This window comes from Roseateles sp. P5_E1, from assembly GCF_054049335.1.
The window spans coordinates 1-19,521 of the sequence record NZ_JBFUMN010000015.1 but is presented as its reverse complement, the minus strand read 5'-3'; the positions used below and the strand labels follow the sequence as shown (position 1 = coordinate 19,521).

At 66.5% G+C, this 19,521-nt stretch carries 22 protein-coding genes; 1 reads left to right on the top strand and 21 read right to left on the bottom strand.

The genetic code is table 11. The features are described 5' to 3' along the window. Nucleotides 1-67 precede the first annotated feature (67 nt). Nucleotides 68-1,084, top strand: a complete 1,017-nt coding sequence (locus tag ACXJKJ_RS14375; RefSeq protein WP_056204208.1) for a hypothetical protein — start codon at nucleotides 68-70, stop codon at nucleotides 1,082-1,084. 22 nt (nucleotides 1,085-1,106) lie between these two features. Here ACXJKJ_RS14375 and acpS read toward each other — a convergent pair whose 3' ends face one another. From acpS to rpmF, 21 genes are all read right to left on the bottom strand, one after another. Then, nucleotides 1,107-1,505 carry a holo-ACP synthase gene (gene acpS / locus ACXJKJ_RS14370; RefSeq protein WP_056204219.1) on the bottom strand — a complete coding sequence of 133 codons (399 nt, stop codon included), beginning with the start codon at nucleotides 1,503-1,505 and terminating at the stop codon, nucleotides 1,107-1,109. After that, a complete protein-coding gene (locus ACXJKJ_RS14365) occupies nucleotides 1,502-2,269 on the bottom strand; it encodes a pyridoxine 5'-phosphate synthase (RefSeq protein ID WP_056204223.1) in 768 nt (255 codons plus the stop codon). Before ACXJKJ_RS14365 ends, acpS begins: the two co-directional genes overlap by 4 nt. Before the next feature lie 37 nt (nucleotides 2,270-2,306). Then, nucleotides 2,307-2,786 carry a hypothetical protein gene (locus ACXJKJ_RS14360; protein ID WP_457390592.1) on the bottom strand — a complete coding sequence of 160 codons (480 nt, stop codon included), beginning with the start codon at nucleotides 2,784-2,786 and terminating at the stop codon, nucleotides 2,307-2,309. Continuing rightward, the gene (locus tag ACXJKJ_RS14355; protein WP_457390591.1) at nucleotides 2,773-4,218 is read right to left on the bottom strand and encodes a hypothetical protein; all 1,446 of its coding nucleotides are present in this window, start codon (nucleotides 4,216-4,218) and stop codon (nucleotides 2,773-2,775) included. Before ACXJKJ_RS14355 ends, ACXJKJ_RS14360 begins: the two co-directional genes overlap by 14 nt. Nucleotides 4,219-4,339: 121 nt before the next feature. Continuing rightward, nucleotides 4,340-5,110, bottom strand: a complete 771-nt coding sequence (gene recO / locus ACXJKJ_RS14350) for a DNA repair protein RecO (protein ID WP_457390590.1) — start codon at nucleotides 5,108-5,110, stop codon at nucleotides 4,340-4,342. A gap of 102 nt (nucleotides 5,111-5,212) precedes the next feature. Continuing rightward, a complete protein-coding gene (gene era / locus ACXJKJ_RS14345) occupies nucleotides 5,213-6,139 on the bottom strand; it encodes a GTPase Era (RefSeq protein WP_457355642.1) in 927 nt (308 codons plus the stop codon). Then, nucleotides 6,136-6,828, bottom strand: coding sequence for a ribonuclease III (gene rnc, locus ACXJKJ_RS14340; RefSeq protein WP_457390589.1), 693 nt, complete (start codon nucleotides 6,826-6,828; stop codon nucleotides 6,136-6,138). Before rnc ends, era begins: the two co-directional genes overlap by 4 nt. A 16-nt stretch (nucleotides 6,829-6,844) precedes the next feature. Then, the gene (locus ACXJKJ_RS14335) at nucleotides 6,845-7,228 is read right to left on the bottom strand and encodes a DUF4845 domain-containing protein (protein ID WP_457355644.1); all 384 of its coding nucleotides are present in this window, start codon (nucleotides 7,226-7,228) and stop codon (nucleotides 6,845-6,847) included. A 7-nt stretch (nucleotides 7,229-7,235) separates the two neighbouring features. After that, a complete protein-coding gene (gene lepB / locus ACXJKJ_RS14330) occupies nucleotides 7,236-8,219 on the bottom strand; it encodes a signal peptidase I (RefSeq protein ID WP_082533020.1) in 984 nt (327 codons plus the stop codon). 21 nt (nucleotides 8,220-8,240) lie between these two features. Continuing rightward, complete coding sequence (gene lepA / locus ACXJKJ_RS14325; RefSeq protein WP_056204249.1) at nucleotides 8,241-10,049, bottom strand: translation elongation factor 4; 1,809 nt, start codon at nucleotides 10,047-10,049, stop codon at nucleotides 8,241-8,243. A gap of 514 nt (nucleotides 10,050-10,563) precedes the next feature. Beyond that, nucleotides 10,564-12,033 carry a DegQ family serine endoprotease gene (locus ACXJKJ_RS14320; RefSeq protein WP_457390588.1) on the bottom strand — a complete coding sequence of 490 codons (1,470 nt, stop codon included), beginning with the start codon at nucleotides 12,031-12,033 and terminating at the stop codon, nucleotides 10,564-10,566. A gap of 55 nt (nucleotides 12,034-12,088) precedes the next feature. Further along, a complete protein-coding gene (locus tag ACXJKJ_RS14315) occupies nucleotides 12,089-12,637 on the bottom strand; it encodes an RseA family anti-sigma factor (RefSeq protein WP_457390587.1) in 549 nt (182 codons plus the stop codon). Next, nucleotides 12,631-13,224 (bottom strand): sigma-70 family RNA polymerase sigma factor, encoded by a 594-nt coding sequence (locus ACXJKJ_RS14310; RefSeq protein WP_457322302.1) that lies wholly within the window; start codon nucleotides 13,222-13,224, stop codon nucleotides 12,631-12,633. The genes ACXJKJ_RS14315 and ACXJKJ_RS14310 overlap by 7 nt, the downstream gene beginning before the upstream one ends. Next, nucleotides 13,221-13,634: a hypothetical protein gene (locus tag ACXJKJ_RS14305; protein WP_457390586.1), complete on the bottom strand. Its 414-nt coding sequence runs from the start codon at nucleotides 13,632-13,634 to the stop codon at nucleotides 13,221-13,223. The genes ACXJKJ_RS14310 and ACXJKJ_RS14305 overlap by 4 nt, the downstream gene beginning before the upstream one ends. 15 nt (nucleotides 13,635-13,649) lie before the next feature. After that, nucleotides 13,650-14,894, bottom strand: coding sequence for a beta-ketoacyl-ACP synthase II (fabF, locus tag ACXJKJ_RS14300; RefSeq protein ID WP_056204262.1), 1,245 nt, complete (start codon nucleotides 14,892-14,894; stop codon nucleotides 13,650-13,652). A gap of 36 nt (nucleotides 14,895-14,930) precedes the next feature. Next, nucleotides 14,931-15,170, bottom strand: coding sequence for an acyl carrier protein (acpP, locus tag ACXJKJ_RS14295; protein ID WP_056204266.1), 240 nt, complete (start codon nucleotides 15,168-15,170; stop codon nucleotides 14,931-14,933). Between the two features lie 87 nt (nucleotides 15,171-15,257). Beyond that, a complete protein-coding gene (gene fabG / locus ACXJKJ_RS14290) occupies nucleotides 15,258-16,001 on the bottom strand; it encodes a 3-oxoacyl-ACP reductase FabG (protein WP_056204269.1) in 744 nt (247 codons plus the stop codon). Between the two features lies 1 nt (nucleotide 16,002). Further along, nucleotides 16,003-16,950 (bottom strand): ACP S-malonyltransferase, encoded by a 948-nt coding sequence (gene fabD, locus ACXJKJ_RS14285; RefSeq protein ID WP_457390585.1) that lies wholly within the window; start codon nucleotides 16,948-16,950, stop codon nucleotides 16,003-16,005. 57 nt (nucleotides 16,951-17,007) lie between these two features. After that, entirely contained in the window at nucleotides 17,008-18,006 is a 999-nt protein-coding gene (locus ACXJKJ_RS14280; protein WP_457390584.1) for a beta-ketoacyl-ACP synthase III, read from the bottom strand. Then, nucleotides 18,003-19,100: a phosphate acyltransferase PlsX gene (plsX, locus tag ACXJKJ_RS14275; RefSeq protein ID WP_457326064.1), complete on the bottom strand. Its 1,098-nt coding sequence runs from the start codon at nucleotides 19,098-19,100 to the stop codon at nucleotides 18,003-18,005. The genes ACXJKJ_RS14280 and plsX overlap by 4 nt, the downstream gene beginning before the upstream one ends. A gap of 111 nt (nucleotides 19,101-19,211) precedes the next feature. Next, nucleotides 19,212-19,397 carry a 50S ribosomal protein L32 gene (rpmF, locus tag ACXJKJ_RS14270; protein WP_056204281.1) on the bottom strand — a complete coding sequence of 62 codons (186 nt, stop codon included), beginning with the start codon at nucleotides 19,395-19,397 and terminating at the stop codon, nucleotides 19,212-19,214. Between the last annotated feature and the right edge of the window lie 124 nt (nucleotides 19,398-19,521).

Genomic DNA, 19,521 nt, shown 5'->3' with positions numbered 1-19,521 from the left:
TCCCTTCGCCCTTTCTACGATACCGCTCGGTTGCCAATTCGGCACCGCTTTTCATGGAGTTGCTTTCGTGACCATCGCCTCCCCGCTGCGCCTGCCTTTGCTTGGCGCCCTGCTCGGCCTCAACCTCGCCGCCCAGGCGGCACCGAGCGCGCCCGCCGCCGTCAGCTTCGACACCACGCCGCGTGCCGGCCAGCATCAACGACAGCAGATCGACCTGCAGGCCGTCATGAAGATGCGCGTCGAGGCCGGCCCCGACGCGACGGACGAGCAGCGCGCCAAGGCGGCTCAAGCCGCCGAGGGCATGGCGCTGATGGGGCCGATGAAGATGAGCATGCACATGGAGCAGACCATGCAGGTCGGCGCTGCGGACGGCGAGGGCTGGCTGCCGCTGAGCTTGTCGGTCGGCGCCAAGGGCGGCAGCGTGGAAATCGGTGGCAAGCCCGCACCGCTGCCCAGTCTAGGCAAGACCGACATGCGCATTGCAGCGCGCTTCAACCCCAAGGACTTCGGCTTCGAGGTGCAGAAGGTCGAGGGCGGTTCACCCGAGCTGAGCGAGGCCATGAGCAACCAGGGCAAGGCCGCGATCAGCGAGTCCCTGCAACTGCTCAAGGCCCTGAGCCAGCGCCCGCTGAAGGTCGGCGACAGCGTTGAGGTGCCGCTGAACATGGCCCTGCCCATGCCGCTGCCAGGCGGCGCCGGCGGCATGCAAGGCCTGGTGCGCTACACGCTGGCCCGCGTGGACAAGGGTGTGGCGCATTTCGACCTGAGCATGGATCTCAACATGAACATCGACACCCCGCTGCCCAGGCCCGCGGCTGCTGCATCCGCGGCCAGCGGCGCGGCCGCGGACGCTGCACCGCCGATGCTGCACATGCAGATCACGGGTGGTGGCAAAGGCACGAGCTCGCTGCGCCTGGCCGACCGCCTGCCGCTGGCCAGCCAGCTCGCCATGGACATGAAGATGACGATGAACGGGCCCGACAACGGCCGGATGTTCATGGACATGGACATGGTCGTGCAGTCCAAGGGCGAGTCCCTCGCCAAGCCCGCTGCCGCCAAGCCAGCGGTCAAGAAGGCGCCCTGAGCGGGGGCGCCAGGACTCGACCCTAAGGCGCCGACTTCTCCACGACGACAAAGGCGACGGCATAGTCCTGCTCGTCGCTGACCGTCACATGGGCGCTCAAGCCCCGGGCGGCGAACCAATCGGCCAGCGCTCCATGCAATGCGATCTCGGGCTTGCCACTGCGCGCCTTGACAACTTCCATGGCCCGCCAGGTCATGGGCATTCGCATTCCCATGCCAATGGCCTTGGAGAAGGCCTCCTTGGCGGCGAAGCGCGTTGCCAGATAGGCCTCGCCGCGCGCGTCGACCTTGGCGCGGCGCTCCCTGAAGACGGTCAGTTCGTGCGGCCCCAGCACCTTCTCGGCGAAGCGCTCGCCGCGCCTGGCGAGCGTGGCGCGGATGCGCCGGATGTCGCAGACGTCGGTGCCGATGCCGTAAATCACTGGTAGGCCGTGGCAATGACCTGTTGATAGCCGCGCACCGTATCGGCGTAGCCCAGCTCCAATGCATCGGCGATCAGGGCATGGCCGATGGACACCTCCTGTACACCCGGGACATGGCGCAGGAACAGGCTGAGGTTGTCGCGATTCAGGTCGTGGCCGGCATTGATGCCCAGCCCGACCTTGAGCGCCGCCTCGGCCGTGGCCGTGAAACCGGCCAGCACGGCGTCCTGGCGTTCGGTACCGAAGGCGCTGGCAAAGGTCTCGGTATAGAGCTCGATGCGATCCGCGCCCAGCTCGGCCACGGCCGCCATCGCGGCCGGATTCGGGTCCATGAAGAGGCTGACGCGCACACCCAGGCTTTGCGCTTCATGGATCAACGGCTTCAGTCGCCCGGCGTCCTGCGGCAGCATCCAGCCATGGTCGGACGTGAACTGCTCTTCCGAGTCCGGCACGAAGGTGACCTGATGGGGCCGGTGCTTGCGCACGAAGTCCATCAGGTTCTGCGTCGGGTTGCCCTCGATGTTGAACTCGGCCTGGGGCCAGTCCTTCAGGAAGGCAGCGAGGTCGTCGACGTCGCCGGCACGGATGTGCCGCGCATCGGGGCGGGGGTGGACAGTGATGCCCTGGGCGCCTGCCAGCAGGCATTGCTCCGAAGCACGCAGCACACTGGGAATGCCCAGGTGGCGGGTGTTGCGCAGCAGCGCGACCTTGTTGACGTTAACGGACAGCGCGCAGCGGGCGCCGGCGTGGGCAAGCGGGTTCATGCCCCCATCGTAGTGGAGCGTCACAACCCCTGGCGCGTCAGGGGGAGGTGCTGAGCACCATCAGCAGTCCGTCGCGCACGTCACCACCGGCCGGCAGCCAGACGACCGAGAAACCGCGCTTCGCGTCCCCGGCGGCCGTGAAGCGCTGCTGCCAGGCCGGGTTGCCGGTCTCCACGCGGCCGGCACTGGCGGCGAGCTTCCAGGCCGGCGTGGCAGCCTGCTGGTAATGGCCCAGCACGACCTCCCAGGCGGTATCGCCGGGCAGCCGGTAGAGCTGGGTGTCCACGACCCGCGCCTGCATCGCCTTGCTGACAACCACGTTGGCACGGCGAGCGGCGGACAGCGAAGGCTCACCGAAATGATCCCAGTCCACCGCCACGGCGCCGGCCGGCGGAGTGGGCAGCGCCACGACCGGCGTTGCGGTGGCGGCGGTGCTCATCATCAGCAAGCCCACGCCGGCGAGCAGGCAGGCGCGGCGGGCCGGGTCGGTGGGAAGTTGGGACTCATGGCTTGGCATGTTCGCGGGTGACGATCCAGGTGCCGTTGAAGGCCGCACCGGCGCCGCTGCTGGCGGCCTGCTCCAGATCGGGACGGCCGTTGGGCAGGGTGCGCGTGGCGACGCTGGGCACCAGCGCCCAGAATAGCTTGTCGTCGGCACTGACCTGGTCGCTGATCTTGGCGTCCATGGCGGCCTTGACGCCGAACTGGGTCCATTCCTTCAGCACCGAGGCGGCAATGCCCACGGCCGGATTGGCACGGCCCGCGGTCTTGTCGACAACCGTCAGCACGCTCTTCAGCGTCGCATTGATCAGGTCGCCCTGCTCCTTCGCGTCCTGGGTGATGTCCTTGACCGCTGMGCTCACGGCGCCGGCGTAGTAGCCGGCCGTCTCCGCGTTGACGAAGCGCTGGCCGCCACCGGGAGCAGCAGTCTGGGCCTCGAAGCGCGCGGCCGGGTTCTCGTTCTTGCCGTTGCCCAGCGAGATCTGCGCCTGGATCTCGCCCAGGGTATTGAAGTCCTTGGCGTTCAGCGAAGCCTTGGCATAGGCCGCCAGCGCCGAGCCGTTGGCCGTTTCGCGGTTGGCGGCCAGTTCGCGCATGACGCCATTGGTGTCGCTCAGGATCAGCTGGCCCATGCTGCGCCGCACGTTCTCGGCGGCGTCGGGCCGGCCGCGGCCCGCCAGATCGGTCATCACCGAAGCGGCGTCGGCGAAGACGCGGGCCTTGGTGTCGGCATCACCGATGCCGCTGGCGACCTTGAGCAACTGCTCCAGCGGCTTGGTGTCGGTGCGCACCGCGCCGACGCCGCCACCCATGCCACCCGCGACGAGGAGGGTCTCGTTGGTGGCCGCCTTCAGCACCGCCTGGCGCTGCTCGGGCAGCAGGCCCTGCAGGGCCTGCTGGGCGGTGGCGGAATCCATGCTGCCGATCACCTCGGCGATCGCGCGAGCCTGCGGATCGTGCAGGCGCGACTCGTTCATCGTGTCGATGGCGGTTTGGTCTGTCGAGGCGCCGGCCAGCTGTTTGACGAAGTCGAGCTTGGTCTGGTTGCTGCCGTGCTGACCGACGGCGGCGGCCAGGTCGGTGATGTTGTCGTCGGACAGCAGGCGGTCGCGCGAGGTCTGGCGGCCGGTGGTGCGGTCGAATGCCTGTGACAGCTTGGCCAGATCAGCGCCGCTGAGGTCGCGGGCCATCTCGTTGAAGAAGTCGCGCCGCTCGCCCTGGCTCAGCCCGCCATTGCCGAACCACGAGTCGTCGTTCATCTCGTCGGCGATCTGGCGCAACTCGTCCGCGCCGAGCTTCGCCATGACCGCCCGGCTGTCCGCCGCGTCGAGGTTGGACAGGATGGACTTGACGCTCTTGATGTCGCCGTTGGTGACGGGGTTGAACCAGCCCGTCTCCATGTGGTGGCGGATGTCCTTGACGGCGCTGTCGACGGTGTTGGGCGGCATGGTGGGCTCTCGGTCGGATTGCAAGGCGCCGGGCAGTCATGCAGCACCAGCTCATGCCGCGCATTCTTGGCAGTACCTGGCCGCGCCGAAAGCTGCGTCTGGCCCTAGCCGCGGCGCAACCCTAGCTGCGGCTGACCCTAGCCCCGTCCAGCAATTGCTGCACGTCGACCATCAGCGAGCGGGTACGCAGCTGCTGGTGGCCAAGGTGGTAGTGGAGCAAGCCGCGCAGCGTGGTCTTCAGGCCTTGCAGCTCCACCGCGCAGGCCTGACGCAGCGCGGCGGGGCTGCCGTGCAGCAGCGCGGCCTGGAGCTGGATGAGCAGCGTGCCGGGCAAGCTGGCGTCGCTGGTGGGCGGGATGAGGCCGGACTCGGGCGAGAGCTGGTAGCGGCGCGCGGGGTCGATGGCAGTCTGCGTGGTCGTGACGACGCTGAGGTCGGGCAGCAGGCCCAGCTCGGCCAGCAGCCTGATCTCGAAGGCACGCAGCGCCGCGTCGCCCTCGGCCAGATGGGCCAGCGTGTCGGCGTACGCGTCGAAGAGCTGGGGATGCGGGTCGTGGCGGGCCAGCAGCTTCATCAGCAGCTCATTCAGGTAGTAGCCCGAGAACAGCGCCGCACCCGCCGGCAGGGTCGCACCGCCGCCCCACTCCGCGCTGCGCAGGGTCTGCACCTCACCACCCTCCGCCTTGGCGGGCTTGGAGAGACTGACAGAGATKCGCTGCAACGGCAGCAGTACGGCGCGCAGCTGCGAGTAGGGCCGTTTGGCGCCCTTGGCCGCGACGGCGAGCCGGCCGGACTCGCGCGTGAACAGGTCGAGGATGAGGCTGGACTCGCTCCAGTCGTGCTGGTGCAGCACGTAGGCCTGCTGGACCGCAGGCGGGCGCGTCAGCCGCATCGGCTCGGCCGATGAACAAAGCCACAGAGGCACAGAGGCACAGGGAAATTCAAGGTTTTCCTCTGTGTCTCCGTGCCTCTGTGGCCGTGTTGTCTTTGACGATCACTCGTAGCCGTAGCTGCGCAAATGCTCTTCGGTATCCGCCCAGCCCGAGCGCACCTTGACCCACAGCTCCAGGAAGACTCGGCCATCCATCAGATGCTCCAGCTCCTGGCGCGACTCCGAACCGATGCGCTTCAGGCGCTCGCCGCCCTGGCCGATGATCATGCCTTTGTGGGCGTCGCGCTCGACGACGATGCTGGCGCTGATGCGGCGCAGCTCGCCCTCCTCTTCCCACTTGTCGATGATGACGGTGGATGTATAGGGCAGTTCGTCACCGGTCAGGCGAAACAGCTTCTCGCGGATGATTTCGCTGGCAAGGAACTTCTCGCTGCGGTCGGTCAACGCATCCTCTTCGTAGAACCAGCCCTGCTCGGGCAGATAAGGCTTGAGGATCTTGAAGAGGCGGGTGACGTCGGATTCCTTCTTGGCCGACAGCGGCACGAACTCGCTGAAGTTGCGGCGCTCCTGCATGCCCTTGAGCCAGGGGGCCAGCTCCGCGCGGCGGTGCACCGCATCCAGTTTGTTGGCGATCAGCACGACCGGCTTGTCTTCGGGCAGCAGGCCCAGTACCTTGGCGTCGTCCAGGCCAAAGCGGCCGGCCTCGACGACGAAGAGCACGAGGTCAACGTCGGCCAGCACGCCGTGTACGGTGCGGTTGAGCGTGCGGTTGAGCGCGGCGTTGTGCTTGGTCTGAAAGCCGGGCGTGTCAACGAAGACGAACTGCGCCTCCTCGACAGTGCGCACGCCGGTGATGCGGTGGCGCGTCGTCTGGGCCTTGTCGGACGTGATGCTGACCTTCTGCCCGACCAGGGCGTTCAGCAACGTGGATTTGCCGACATTGGGGCGACCGACGATGGCGATGAGGCCACAACGCTGGGGAGGACCGTCAGCGGTGGCGGCGGCAGGGGGTACAGCGTCGGTGGTCATGATTTGCCTCGTTCGGCGGTGAGTCTATCCAGCAGGCGGCTGGCAGCCTCCTGCTCGGCGGTGCGGCGGGAGCGGCCTTCGCCGAGTTCGGCCACGTCCAGGGCCGGCACCGCACATTCGACCTCAAAGGTCTGGGCATGGGCCTGGCCGCGCGTCGCGACGATACGGTAGCTGGGTACGGCGATGCGGCGGGCCTGCAGCCATTCCTGCAACGCGGTCTTGGCGTCCTTGGCGAAGTCACCGGCACTGGTGGCGGTCGTGATGGTCTCGCCGAGCAGGCGGCGCACGATGGCCAAAGCAGCGTCGTAGCCAGCGTCGATGAAGGCCGCGCCCAGCACGGCCTCGACAGCATCGGCCAGGATGGACGGGCGCTGCGCGCCGCCGCCGCGGGCTTCGCCGTCGGACATCTTCAGCACCGCCGGCAAGCCCATGGCCAGCGCCAACTTGTGCAGGCTTTCCTCGCGCACGAGATGGGCGCGCACGCGGGTCAGGTCGCCTTCGTCGGAGCCGGCATAGCGCTCGTACAGCAGGCTGGATACGGCCAGGCTGAGCACGGCGTCGCCGAGAAACTCCAGGCGCTCGTTGTGATCGGCGCCGTAGCTGCGATGGGTCAGGGCGCGTGCCAGTAGTTCGGGTCGCTGGAAACGATGGCCCAGGCGCTGTTGCAGGGCCTCAAGCACGGCGCTCATCGAAGCGGAAGCAAGGTCAACGCGACTTGCCGTGGTACTTGATCAGCAGGTAGACCGGCCCGAAGAGGTCAATCTCCTTGTCCCAGGCGAACTCGATGACGACACGGTCATTGCCGTCCTTGGTCACGACGAGGTCGCTGCTCTTGAGGCTCTGGATCGAGTATTCGACGGCGATGGCTTTGTCGAACTCCTGGCGCACCTGAGGCACGGTGGAAGGGTTGCCGGCCGAGATACGGTCGACCACGCGCTGCACGGTGTAGTACTCCAGCACCGTCGGGAAGACCTTCATGCCGACGACGGCCGTGGCGGCGAGAACGATGCCCCAGAACAGCAGGCCGAACAGCGTGACGCCACGCTGGCGGCGAGAGGAGGTCGGCGACGAAAGGCGGCTGCTGCTCATCTGCGTGTCAATTGAAGAAGGTACCGATGCGCTTGAGGTTACCGAAATTCATCCACACCAAGAAGGCCTTGCCGACGATGTTTTCATCCGGCACGAATCCCCAGAAGCGCGAATCGCGCGAGTTGTCGCGGTTGTCGCCCAGCATGAAGTAGTGTCCGGCGGGCACCTTGCAGGTTACGCCCTCGATGGTGTAGCGGCAATTCTCCTGGAAAGGGAAGGGGCCGTCGGCACGGTCGGCACGGAAGAAGGTCTGGGCCTGCGGCTGCACGAGGATCTCGTGCTCCTTGTCGCCGAGCTTCTCCAGGAAGCGGGGTCGGTAGACGCGCGGCGAGCCGCTGTCGTCATAGAAATTGCCCTGGGGCTGCACCGGCGCGGCCTGGCCGTTGATGTAGAGCTTCTGGTTGACGTAGCTGATCTCGTCGCCCGGGATGCCGGCCACACGCTTGATGAAGTCGGTGCTCGGGTCTTCGGGGTAGCGGAAGACCATCACATCGCCACGCTTGACGTCGTTGTTCGGGATGATCTTCTTGTTGATCACCGGCAGGCGGATGCCGTAGTGGAACTTGTTGACCAGGATGAGGTCACCGACCAGCAGCGTCGGCACCATCGAGCCCGATGGGATCTTGAACGGCTCGAACAGGAAGCTGCGCAGCAGGAAGACGACGAGGATGACCGGGAACAGGCCGGCGGTCCAGTCCAGCCACCAGGGCTGCTGCAGGATTTGCTGGCGGGCGGGCTCCACGTCGCCATCCACCCGGGCGATGCCCTGAGCAGCCAGGTTCTCGCGGCGCTTGGCGTCGTTGGACACCAGCGCGTCGGCTGCAGCGCGGCGTGCCGGCGCGAAATGAAAGCGCTCGGCCAGCCAGTAGAACAGCGTCACCGCCGTCAGGACAAAGAGCAGCAGCGCGAAGTTGCCGTTCCATCGGCCGGCGTACCAGCCGCCCAAGTAGGCCACCAGGGCCGCATACAAAACGCCGGTGAGAACGCTCATCGATTGAAGGGGCATGGGGAGTTAATCGTCGACTTGCAGGATGGCGAGGAAGGCTTCTTGCGGCACTTCCACGGAGCCGATCTGCTTCATGCGCTTCTTGCCGGCCTTTTGCTTTTCCAGCAGCTTGCGCTTGCGGGTGATGTCACCACCGTAGCATTTTGCCAGCACGTTCTTGCGCAGCGCCTTGATGTTCTCGCGGGCGATGATGTTGGCGCCGATGGCGGCCTGGATGGCCACGTCGTACATCTGGCGCGGGATCTGCTCGCGCATCTTGGCGGCCACGCCGCGGCCGCGGTACTGGCTCTGGCTGCGATGCACGATCATGGACAGCGGGTCGACCTTCTCGCCGTTGATCATGATGTCGACCTTGACGACGTCGGCCGCGCGGTATTCCTTGAACTCGTAGTCCATGGACGCGTAGCCGCGCGAGGCGCTCTTGAGCTTGTCGAAGAAGTCCAGCACGATCTCGGCCAGCGGGATCTCGTAGGTCAGCATGACCTGCTTGCCGTGATAGGCCATGTTGAGCTGCACGCCGCGCTTCTGATTGGCCAGCGTCATGACGACACCGACGTAATCCTGCGGCATGTAGAGGTGCACCGTGACGATGGGCTCGCGGATCTCCTTCATGCGGCCGATCTCGGGCATCTTGGACGGGTTCTCGACCTGGATGACCTCGCCGTCGTTCATCTCGACTTCGTAGATGACGCTGGGCGCGGTGGTGACGAGATCCTGGTCGAACTCGCGCTCCAGCCGCTCCTGCACGATCTCCATGTGCAGCAGGCCCAGGAAGCCGCAGCGAAAGCCAAAGCCCAGCGCCTGGCTGACCTCGGGCTCGTAGCGCAGCGACGAGTCGTTGAGGCTGAGTTTTTCCAGCGCATCGCGCAGCTGGTCGTACTCACTGGCCTCGGTCGGATACAGGCCCGCGAAGACCTGAGGCTGGATTTCCTTGAAGCCGGGTAAGGCCTCGGTGGCCGGGCCGGCATTGTTGGGCAGCTTCTTTTCCAGCGTGACGGTGTCGCCGACCTTGGCCGCCGCCAGCTCCTTGATGCCGCAGATGATGAAGCCCACCTCGCCGGCCTTCAAGCCATCGCGGTTCTCGCTCTTGGGCGTGAACACCCCCATGTGCTCGATCGGGTACACCGTGTTGGTGTTCATCATGCGGATGCGCTCGCCCTTCTTGAGCTCACCATCCACCACGCGCACCAGCATGACGACGCCAACGTAGTTGTCGAACCAGGCGTCGATGATCATCGCGCGCGGCGGGCCGTCCGGGTTGCCGCGCGGCGCCGGCATGCGGGCAATGACGGCCTCGATGATCTCGTCGATGCCCATGCCGGTCTTGGCCGAGCAGGGGATGGCGTCGTCGGCGTCGATGCCGATGACGTCCTCGATCTCCGCCTTGGCGTTCTCTGGGTCGGCGGATGCCAGGTCCATCTTGTTCAGCACCGGCACGACCTGGACGCCCAGGTCCAGCGCCGTGTAGCAGTTGGCCACCGTCTGCGCCTCGACACCTTGCGAGGCATCGACGACGAGCAGTGCGCCTTCGCAGGCCGACAGCGAACGGCTGACTTCATAAGAGAAGTCCACATGCCCCGGCGTGTCGATCAGATTGAGGTTGTAGATCTGGCCGTCCTTGGCCTTGTACTGGAGTGCCGCGGTTTGCGCCTTGATCGTGATGCCGCGCTCACGCTCGAGATCCATCGAGTCCAGCACCTGCGCTTCCATCTCGCGATCGCTCAAGCCGCCGCAGCGCTGAATGATGCGGTCGGCCAACGTGCTCTTGCCGTGGTCGATGTGGGCAATGATGGAGAAGTTGCGGATGTGATTCATGGAGATCGGGGGCACGCCAACGGAGCAGGACACAACGGCGAAGGCCGTTGCAGCGCAAGCTCACATCGCTTGCGATGTGAAGCCGCGAAGCGGCGTGCTACAGCTAAAAAAAAGGCACGTCGAAGAGGCGACGTGCCTTCCAACAAAAGGTATGGCAACTGCTTGTTGGGCCTTCATTGTAGCCAAAAGGCCCAGCCGGGAAGCCGCACCAGTATTGGTTTTCCGGTCGTTGCAGGCTGCCAACAAGGAATTTTAACCACAGGTTATCCACAAGTTCCTGTGGATCGCCTGTGGATCAAATCAAGGCGTTGCCGGTGGGCGTCGATTCCACCGTCAGACACCCGTTCCAGGACGCATCGAGCCGCCATTTTAGCGGCGGACGCGAACAATCCCCGCCTTTATCTAAGAGTTAGCCAGCGCCAACTTCCATATTCAGTGGACAACCCGGGTCGGGGCGCCCAGCGGGCTTACCGCATCGCGGAAAGCCCGAGCAGACAGCCCAGGTTTTGCCGCCTCACCGCACCGGTTTGAGCAGCACGAAACTGGTGACGTCCTCCCGGCGCACGACCAGATTCATCGCCTTGTTCTTGTCCGCCTTGGCGATCTGGGCTTGGAAGACCTTCACCGAGGACACCTCGACGTTGTCCACCGACAGGATGAGGTCCCCCTCGCGCAGCCCGGCGCGAGCGGCTGCACCCGTGGCACTGTCGACCTTGACACCGGACTTGAGCTTCATTTCCTTGCGCTGCGCATCGGTCAGTTCCGACACCTTCAGGCCAAGGGCCGCGCTGGGTGCCGTCGCCGCCGGCGCCGGCTCGTTGCCGCCTTCGCTGCCGCTACCCGGCTTCTTGCTGCGCTCGTCTTCGCCAATGGTGACGACGACATCCTTGGTCGCACCGCGGCGGAAGACGGTCAGCGTCGTCTTGGCGCCGGGCTTCACATTGGCCACGAGGCGGCGCAAGTCGGCCGCCTTGTCGACGGTCTTGCCGTCGACCTTGGTGACGACGTCGCCGCCTTCCACTCCCGCCTTCTCGGCCGGGCTGCCGGCGATGACGGAGCGGATCACGGCGCCCTGCGGCTTGCCCAGACCGATGGCCTCGGCGATTTCCTTGGTGATGTCGTCCGGCAGCACGCCCAGGTAGCCGCGCACGACACGCCCGCCAGCGCGCAGCTCATCGGCCACGCGGATCGCGTCGGCGATGGGGATCGCAAACGAGATGCCCATGTAGCCGCCGTTCTGGCTGTAGATCTGCGAATTGATGCCGATGACCTCGCCGCGCATGTTGACGAGCGGGCCGCCGGAGTTGCCAGGATTGATGGCCACGTCGGTCTGGATCAGCGGCAGCAGATCGCCGGTGTCGCGCTGCTTGGCGCTGATGATGCCGGCCGTCACAGTGTTCTCCAGGCCGAAAGGCGAGCCGATGGCCATGACCCATTCGCCGACGCGTGACTTGTTGCTGTCGCCGACCTTCACTACCGGCAGGCCGGTCGCCTCCACCTTCACGACCGCCACGTCGGAGCGCTGGTCGGCACCGATGAGCTTGGCCTTGAGTTCGCGCTTGTCCGTCAGCGTGACGATGACTTCGTCAGCGCCCTGCACGACATGGGCATTGGTCAGCACATAGCCATCGGCGCTGAGGACGAAGCCGGAGCCGACACCACGGCGCATGGGGCCGTCGTCGTCGGGCGTGCCGCCACCGCGCGGCGCGCCGCGGCGCTGGTTGGGCACAGGGATGCCGAAGCGGCGGAAGAACTCCTGCATCTGCTCGTTCATCTCCGCCTGGCCTTCGGCCATCTTGACCTTCTCGGCGGTACGGATGTTGACGACCGCTGGACCGACGCGCTCCACGATCTCGGCGAAGTCCGGCAGCTCGCGCGACTGCGCCGTGGCGGGTGCCTGCCCCAGCGTCAGCGCAAGCGCCAGCGCCGTGCCGGAAAACAGAAAGCGCGCGCGCGCGGGGTGAAGGCGGGTCTCAGCGTGCATAAGGGAGTTCCAGGGATTCAGCAGGACAAGGCAGATGGGGCATCGAAGCGTCACTTCAAGGACGGGACTGCGAGGCGGCGGATTCCGGCAGGGCCAAGCCCCAATCAATGATCTCTGCCGGCGCCTCTCCTGGCAATCCGGCCTCCCGCGCCGCGCCAACGGCAGGCAGGGTACGGCCTGCAGCGGTCTGCGCAAAGCTAAGGCCGCCAAGTCCCTGCGCGCGCGGTGTTGTGTTCGGTGCAGCGGCGACCTGGGCGTCCGGCGCAGGCGCAGGCCGCAGCAGGCCAACGCCCAGGGCCAGGGCCACGAAGCTGGCGGCCACCGCGACGGGCGCCAGCCAGTCGCGTCGGCGCGGGTGGTCGACCACCTCGGTCGGTAATTGCGCATGCAGGGCTGCGAGCAGCGCTTGAGGTTGCCGGTGCAGTTCCGGCAGTTCGGTGGCGCGAAGGCCATCACCGGCCGCATGCCAGAGCGCCCAGCGCTCGCGCAGGCCCGGGTCGCTCGCCCAGGCCGCGTTCACGCGCGCCCAATCAACCGGCGTGGCGCGGCCGTCCATGACGGCGGACAGCGCTTCGTTCAGTGAGTTGTCGGCAGCGCTCACCATCGCCGCCCTCCGCCGCCGCCCAGCAGCGGCCGCAGCCGCGCCGCGACGGCCTCGCGGGCGCGGAAGATSCGCGARCGCACRGTGCCCGGCGGGCAGTTCATCAGGTCGCCGATCTCGTCGTAGCTCAAGCCATCCACCTCTCGCAGCAACAGCGCCCGGCGCTGATCCTCGGCCAGGGCTGCGACCGCGTCGTCCAGTTCCCGTGCCAGCTGGCGACCGGCGAGCAGGGCCTCGGGGGTCGCATCGTCGCTTGGAGTCGCGTCGGTGCCGAAAGTTCCCTCGCCGTCGTCCAGGGATTCGACGGGCCGCTGGCGGGCGCGATGGGCGTTGTGGCGTTTGGCTGCGTTGATCGCGATGCGGTAGACCCAGGTGTAGAACGCGCTCTCACCGCGAAAGGCCGGCAATGCGCGATACACGGCCAGGAAAGTCTCCTGGCAGAGGTCGGCCACGTCTTCGGGCGAGCGCACGCTGCGCGACAGCAGGCGCTCGACGCGACGCTGGTACTTCAACACGAGCATGTCGAATGCCACGCGGCTGCCGCCCTGGGCTTCACGCACCAGCAGGGCGTCGGCATCGGCGTCACTCATTGCGGCGCCCGCGGTGCGGAGAACAGCGTCGCGCGCAGTGCCGTCCATTGCGTGGGCTGCTGGGTACGCGACAAAGGCAGCCAGCGTGGGCCGGGGCTGGCGCGCAGCAACAGCCAGGCATCCAGATCGATCAGCACGGCCAGTTGCACTCGGGGCCCGTCATCGCGACAGGGCTCGTCCAGCCACCAGGCTTCGCCGTCCCAGCGCAGCCGTCGCGGCAGCACGGCGGCCATGCGCCAGGCCCACCAGGCGACCAGAGGCACGGCCAGCAGAATGGGCCAGGCCAGAGCCCGGTAACTGAGTGCCCAGGCAGCCAGGCCACCCGAGGCCAAGGTCGCGATGCATGACACGAAGGCCTGCACCGCCCGTTGGGGCTGCAGATGCACGACGACCGGCGGCGTGCGGCGCATCGCCGGCGAGCGCGATCAGACGCGCTTGAAGATCAGCGTGCCGTTGGTGCCGCCGAAACCGAAGTTGTTCTTCGCTGCGACGTCGATCCTCATGGGCCGCGCCTCGTTGGCGCAGTAGTCCAGGTCGCACTCGGGGTCCTGGTTGAAGATGTTGATCGTCGGCGGCGCGACCTGGTCGCGGATGGCCAGCGCGGTGAACACCGACTCGATGCCGCCCGCGCCGCCCAGCAGGTGGCCGGTCATGGACTTGGTCGAGCTGATGACCATCTGCTTGGCGTGGTCGCCAAAAGCCAGCTTGATCGCGTTGGTCTCGTTCACGTCGCCGAGCGGCGTGGAGGTGCCGTGAGCGTTCATGTACTGGACCTGGTCGGGGTTCATGCCCGCATTGCGCAGCGCCGCGCGCATGGAGCGCTTGGGGCCATCAACGTTGGGAGCGGTCATGTGGTACGCGTCCGCGCCCATGCCGAAACCGGACAGCTCGCAGTAGATCTTGGCGCCCCGCTTCTTGGCGTGTTCGTACTCCTCGAGCACCAGCACGCCGGCGCCCTCGCCCAGCACGAAGCCGTCGCGGTCCTTGTCCCACGGGCGGGAAGCGGTCGCGGGGTCGTCGTTGCGGGTGGAAAGCGCGCGGGCAGCGGCAAAACCGCCGATGCCCAGCGGTGACACCGCGCCTTCGGCACCGCCCGCGACCATCACGTCGGCATCGCCGTACTCGATGAGGCGGCCAGCTTCGCCGATCGCATGCAGGCCCGTGGTGCAGGCCGTCACGATCGCCAAATTCGGTCCCTGGAAACCGAACTGGATGGAGACATGGCCCGAGATCATGTTGATGATCGAAGCCGGGATGAAGAACGGCGAGATACGGCGAGGGCCGCGGTTCATCAGCTCGGTCTTGGTGTCCTCGATCAGCGGCAGGCCGCCAATGCCGGACCCGACGAGCACGCCGATGCGCTCGGCCTGCTCTTCGGTCAATTGATCGCCGGTCGGAAGACCGGCGTCGCGCACCGCCTGCATGGACGCCGCCAGCCCGTAATGGATAAAGATATCCATGTGCCGGGCTTCTTTCGCGGGGATGTAGTCCTCGATCTTGAAGCCCTTGACCTCACCCGCGAAGTGGCACGCCAGATTGCTGGCGTCAAAACGGGTGACGGTGGCGATGCCGGAACGACCGGCGAGGATATTGGCCCAGCCTTCGGCAACGGTATTGCCGACGGGACTGATCAGGCCAAGACCGGTGACGACGACGCGGCGACGGCTCATGCAGTGCGGATCAGAGTTGCGAGAGAAAGAAAGCCTTCAGGCCTTCTGGTGCTTGACGGCGTAGTCGATCGCCAGCTGCACGGTGGTGATCTTCTCGGCTTCTTCGTCCGGGATCTCGATGCCGAACTCGTCTTCGAGGGCCATCACCAGTTCCACGGTGTCCAGAGAATCRGCGCCCAGGTCGGCAACGAAAGCCTTCTCGTTCGTAACGTCGGCTTCCGCCACGCCAAGTTGCTCGGCGATGATTTTCTTGACTCGTGCTTCGATATCGCTCATGAATCCTCCAGGAGGGATTTGCTGAAAACAGCCCAGCATTCTACGGGCTCTAGATGGACGCCCCTAGATCAGGGCGCCCGGGCCAAATCAGGCCATGTACATGCCGCCGTTGACGTGCAGCTCGGAACCAGTGATGTAAGCACCGCCCGGTGACGCCAGGAAGACGACCGCGGCGGCAATTTCCTCGGGGGCGCCCAGGCGGCCCAGCGGGATCTGCGACAGCAGTGCGGCTTTCTGGGCTTCGGGCAAGACCTCGGTCATGTCGGTGGCGATGAAGCCGGGTGCGATGCAGTTGACCGTGATGTTGCGGCTGCCCAGTTCACGGGCGAGCGAGCGCGTCAGGCCGGCCACACCTGCCTTGGCGGCAGCGTAGTTGGCCTGGCCGGCATTGCCGGAGGCGCCGACGACGGACGTGATGTTGATGATGCGGCCCGACCGCTGCTTCATCATCGGCTTGGTGGCGGCGCGGGCGAGGCGGAAGACCGCCTTCAGGTTGGTGTCGACGACGGCGTCCCAATCGTCGTCCTTCATGCGCATGGACAGGCCGTCGCGCGTGATGCCGGCGTTGTTGACCAGCACATGCAGGCCGCCTTCCTTGGCGACGATGTCGTCCACGGCGGCCTGGCTGGCGGCCGCGTCGGTCACGTTCAGCACAATGCCACGACCGCCTTGGGGGCCAAGGGCCTCGGTGATGCCAGCGGCGCCCGATTCAGAGGTGGCTGTGCCGATGACGCGCCAGCCTTCGTTGGCCAGGGCCAGCGCGATCGCGCGGCCGATGCCGCGGCTGGCGCCGGTGACGAGGGCGACGCCCTTGGGTGCGGATTCAGTCATTTCAGCCGCCTCCCAGCAGCGCACGGGCTTCGGCCAGCGAAGCGGGGTCGAAGACGCAGGCGGCCTGCAGCTCGGCGTCGATGCGCTTGGCCATGCCGGTCAGCACCTTGCCGGGGCCGGCCTCGATGATGTGGCCGACACCGCGGGCTTTCAGCGCCTGCACGACCTCGACCCAGCGCACCGGGCCAAAGGCCTGGCGGTAGAGGGCGTCGCGCAGTGTCGCGTCGTTGTCGGTGATGGCCACGTCGATGTTGTTGATGACCGGGAAGGCGGCGGCATGGAACTGCACGGTCGCCAGCTTTTCCTTCAGCCGCTCGGCGGCCGGCTTCATCAGGCTGGAGTGAAACGGCGCGGACACCGACAGCGGCAGCGCACGCTTGGCACCGGCGGCCTTCAGGATCTCGGCGGCCTTGTCGGCGCCCACTTTGCTGCCGGCGATGACCGTCTGCTTGGGATCATTGAAGTTGACCGCCTCGACCGCCTCGCCAGTCTCGGCTGCGGCCTGGGCGCAGCCCGCGCGGACAGCCTCGCCGTCCAGCCCCAGGATGGCGTACATCGCGCCGGCGCCGACAGGCACCGCCTCCTGCATCGCCTGGGCACGAAAGCGCACCAGCGGCAGCGCATCGGCCAGGCTCAGCGCGCCGGCAGCCACCAGCGCCRTGTACTCACCCAGCGAATGACCAGCCGCAGCGACGGGCACCGCACCCGTCTCGGCGACGAAAGCGCGCCAGCAGGCGATGCCGGCCGTCAGCATGACGGGTTGGGTGTTGGTGGTCAGGTCCAGCTGCTCTTTGGGACCGGCATGGATGAGCGCACCGATGTCCTCGCCGAGGGCGGACGAGGCCTCTTCCAGTGTGCGGCGGACTTCCAGGTGGTCGCCCCAGGCGTCGAGCATGCCGACGGCCTGCGAGCCCTGGCCGGGAAAGACAACGGCGAAAGGTGCGGTCATGAGAACAATTCCAAATCAGTAGCAATCAGAGGTGCCGATGCGGCAGCATCTGGACGGCTAGTACTTCAGCAGGGCGGCGCCCCAGGTGAAACCGCCGCCGACCCCTTCCAGCATGAGGGTGTCGCCACGCTGGATGCGACCATTGCGCACCGCGACGTCCAGCGCCAGCGGCACGGAAGCGGCCGACGTATTGCCGTGCTCGTCGACGGTGGCGATGAGCTTGTTCAGGTCCAGCTTCAGCTTCTTGGCCGTGCCCTGCATGATGCGGATATTGGCCTGGTGCGGGATCAGCCAGTCGAGGTCGGCCTCGGTCAGGCCGGCCTTCTCGAGCACCGAGCGGGCCACCTTCTCCAGCACGCCGACAGCGAGCTTGAAAACGGCCTGGCCGTCCATCTTGAGGAAGGGGCTGCCCAACACCTGGCCACCGGCGACTGTCCCGGGCGTGCATAGCACGTCGACATGGCGCGAATCGGCGTGCAACTCTGTCGCAAGGATGCCGGGCTCGGAGCTCGCACCCAGCACGACGGCGCCCGCGCCGTCGCCGAACAGCACGCAGGTCGTGCGGTCCTTGAAATCGAGGATGCGCGAAAACACTTCGGCGCCGACGATCAGAGCCTTGTTGGCAGCGCCGCTCTTGATCATCGAGTCGGCCACGCTCAGCGCATAGACGAAACCCGAGCAGACGGCCTGCACATCGAAGGCCGCGCAGCCATGCACGCCCAGCTTTTTCTGCAGCAGGCAGGCCGTGGACGGGAAGATCATGTCAGGCGTGGACGTCGCGACGATGATGAGGTCGATCTCTTCGGCAGCGATGCCGGCGGCTTCAAGCGCCGCCTGCGCGGCCGGCAAGGCGAGGTCGCTGGCAGTCTGGTCAGGCGCCGCGAAATGGCGCGCGCGGATGCCCGTGCGCTCGACGATCCAATCGTCAGAGGTCTCGACGCCGTCGGCCGCGAGGCGGTCGGCCAGCGCCTGGTTGGTCACGCGGTCGGCGGGCAGGAAACTGCCGGTGCCGAGAATGCGGGAATAGCGAGTGGTAGAGGTGGCGATGGGGCTCATGCAGCCTGCGCGACGGAGTTCGCCGCGTTGTCTCCAGCATCATTCGCCTTGGCCTGAAGCGTGGCGACGATGCGGTCGTGGACCCGGTCAAGCAGCCGGTTGCGGGCGGCATCATAAGCGCGGGCCAAGGCCTGCTCGAAGGCAAAGGCGTCGGCCGAGCCATGGCTCTTGAACACCAGGCCGCGCAGGCCCAGCAGGGCGGCGCCGTTGAAACGACGGTGGTCGACACGGTGCTTGAAGGCATTCAGCACCGGCATGGCGATCAAGCCGGCCAACTTGGTCAGCCAATTGCGATTGAACTCTTCCTTGATGAAGCCGCCCATCATGGTCGCCAGGCCTTCCGACGTCTTCAGCATGACATTGCCGACAAAGCCGTCGCAGACGACGATGTCTGTCGTGCCCTTGTAGATGTCATTGCCCTCGACATTGCCGAAAAAGTTCAACTGGCCGGCCGTACCAGCGGCACGCAGCAGTTCGCCGGCATGTTTGATGGTCTCGCTGCCCTTGATGGCTTCCTCGCCGATGTTGAGCAGGCCGACGCTGGGTTCCTCGTTGCCCTCCACGGCCGACACCAGCGCGCTGCCCATGACGGCGAACTGCAGCAGGTGTTCGGCCGTGCAGTCGACGTTGGCGCCCAGGTCCAGCACGGTCGTGAAGCGGCCGCGCTGGTTGGGCATGACGGTGGCGATGGCCGGGCGGTCGATGCCGTCCAGCGTCTTCAGCAGGTAGCGGGCCACGGCCATCAGCGCGCCAGTGTTGCCGGCGGACACGCAGGCATGGGCCACAGCCGGGTTGCCATCGCGGTCGGCCTTGAGCTGCTGGATGGCGACGCGCATGGACGAGTCGCGCTTGCGGCGCAGCGCGACCTCGATGGGGTCGTCCATCGTGACGACTTCGCTGGCCGCGACGACACGGCAACGCGGCCAGGCCGCTGCGGCCGTCAGTTCCTCGGGCTTGCCCACAAGGATGAGCTCGGCGCCCGGATGCTTGTCCAGAAAGGCGCGGCAGGCCGGCAGCGTGACCGAGGGGCCGTGATCGCCGCCCATGCAGTCAACAGCCAGGCGGATCGGTTCAGGCGGGGGTACTGCGGTCATGTCAGTGGTTTTCGTGAGCCACAAAGACCAAACCCGGCGCTGCGCGGTACGCAGGCCGGGTCGGCAGATTCATCGATAGTTTGGCGCCGCGCCTGGCGGCACCGGGCACCATCAGGCCGCGTCGGCCTTGCTCTTCAGCACCTTGCGACCACGGTAGAAACCGGTGGGGCTGATGTGGTGACGCAGATGCACTTCGCCGGTCGTCGGCTCGATGCCGGTACCCGGGGTGACCAGGGCATTGTGCGAACGGTGCATACCGCGCTTGGAAGGCGACTTCTTGTTTTGCTGAACAGCCATGAAATTCTCCAGACTCTGCGGGATTTGGGGGCGGACTGTGGGGCCTTGTGGTCACAACCCCGGGGAGTGAGATCAAAGCTCGAACTCCAGACCGCAGAAAAGCCCACGAGTGTAGCACCGGATG

Excerpts from the sequence above, each read along its gene's own strand:
- fabF (WP_056204262.1), bottom strand. The coding sequence starts at position 14,894 with ATGAGCCGTCGCCGCGTCGTCGTCACCGGTCTTGGCCTGATCAGTCCC.
- ACXJKJ_RS14315 (WP_457390587.1), bottom strand. The coding sequence starts at position 12,637 with ATGGTGAGCGCTGCCGACAACTCACTGAACGAAGCGCTGTCCGCCGTC.
- ACXJKJ_RS14320 (WP_457390588.1), bottom strand. The coding sequence starts at position 12,033 with ATGCACGCTGAGACCCGCCTTCACCCCGCGCGCGCGCGCTTTCTGTTT.
- ACXJKJ_RS14335 (WP_457355644.1), bottom strand. The coding sequence starts at position 7,228 with ATGAGCAGCAGCCGCCTTTCGTCGCCGACCTCCTCTCGCCGCCAGCGT.
- fabG (WP_056204269.1), bottom strand. The coding sequence starts at position 16,001 with ATGACTGAATCCGCACCCAAGGGCGTCGCCCTCGTCACCGGCGCCAGC.
- ACXJKJ_RS14365 (WP_056204223.1), bottom strand. The coding sequence starts at position 2,269 with ATGAACCCGCTTGCCCACGCCGGCGCCCGCTGCGCGCTGTCCGTTAAC.
- ACXJKJ_RS14280 (WP_457390584.1), bottom strand. The coding sequence starts at position 18,006 with ATGAGCCCCATCGCCACCTCTACCACTCGCTATTCCCGCATTCTCGGC.
- plsX (WP_457326064.1), bottom strand. The coding sequence starts at position 19,100 with ATGACCGCAGTACCCCCGCCTGAACCGATCCGCCTGGCTGTTGACTGC.
- lepB (WP_082533020.1), bottom strand. The coding sequence starts at position 8,219 with ATGAGCGTTCTCACCGGCGTTTTGTATGCGGCCCTGGTGGCCTACTTG.
- era (WP_457355642.1), bottom strand. The coding sequence starts at position 6,139 with ATGACCACCGACGCTGTACCCCCTGCCGCCGCCACCGCTGACGGTCCT.
- ACXJKJ_RS14305 (WP_457390586.1), bottom strand. The coding sequence starts at position 13,634 with ATGCGCCGCACGCCGCCGGTCGTCGTGCATCTGCAGCCCCAACGGGCG.
- lepA (WP_056204249.1), bottom strand. The coding sequence starts at position 10,049 with ATGAATCACATCCGCAACTTCTCCATCATTGCCCACATCGACCACGGC.
- ACXJKJ_RS14360 (WP_457390592.1), bottom strand. The coding sequence starts at position 2,786 with ATGCCAAGCCATGAGTCCCAACTTCCCACCGACCCGGCCCGCCGCGCC.
- rpmF (WP_056204281.1), bottom strand. The coding sequence starts at position 19,397 with ATGGCTGTTCAGCAAAACAAGAAGTCGCCTTCCAAGCGCGGTATGCAC.
- rnc (WP_457390589.1), bottom strand. The coding sequence starts at position 6,828 with ATGAGCGCCGTGCTTGAGGCCCTGCAACAGCGCCTGGGCCATCGTTTC.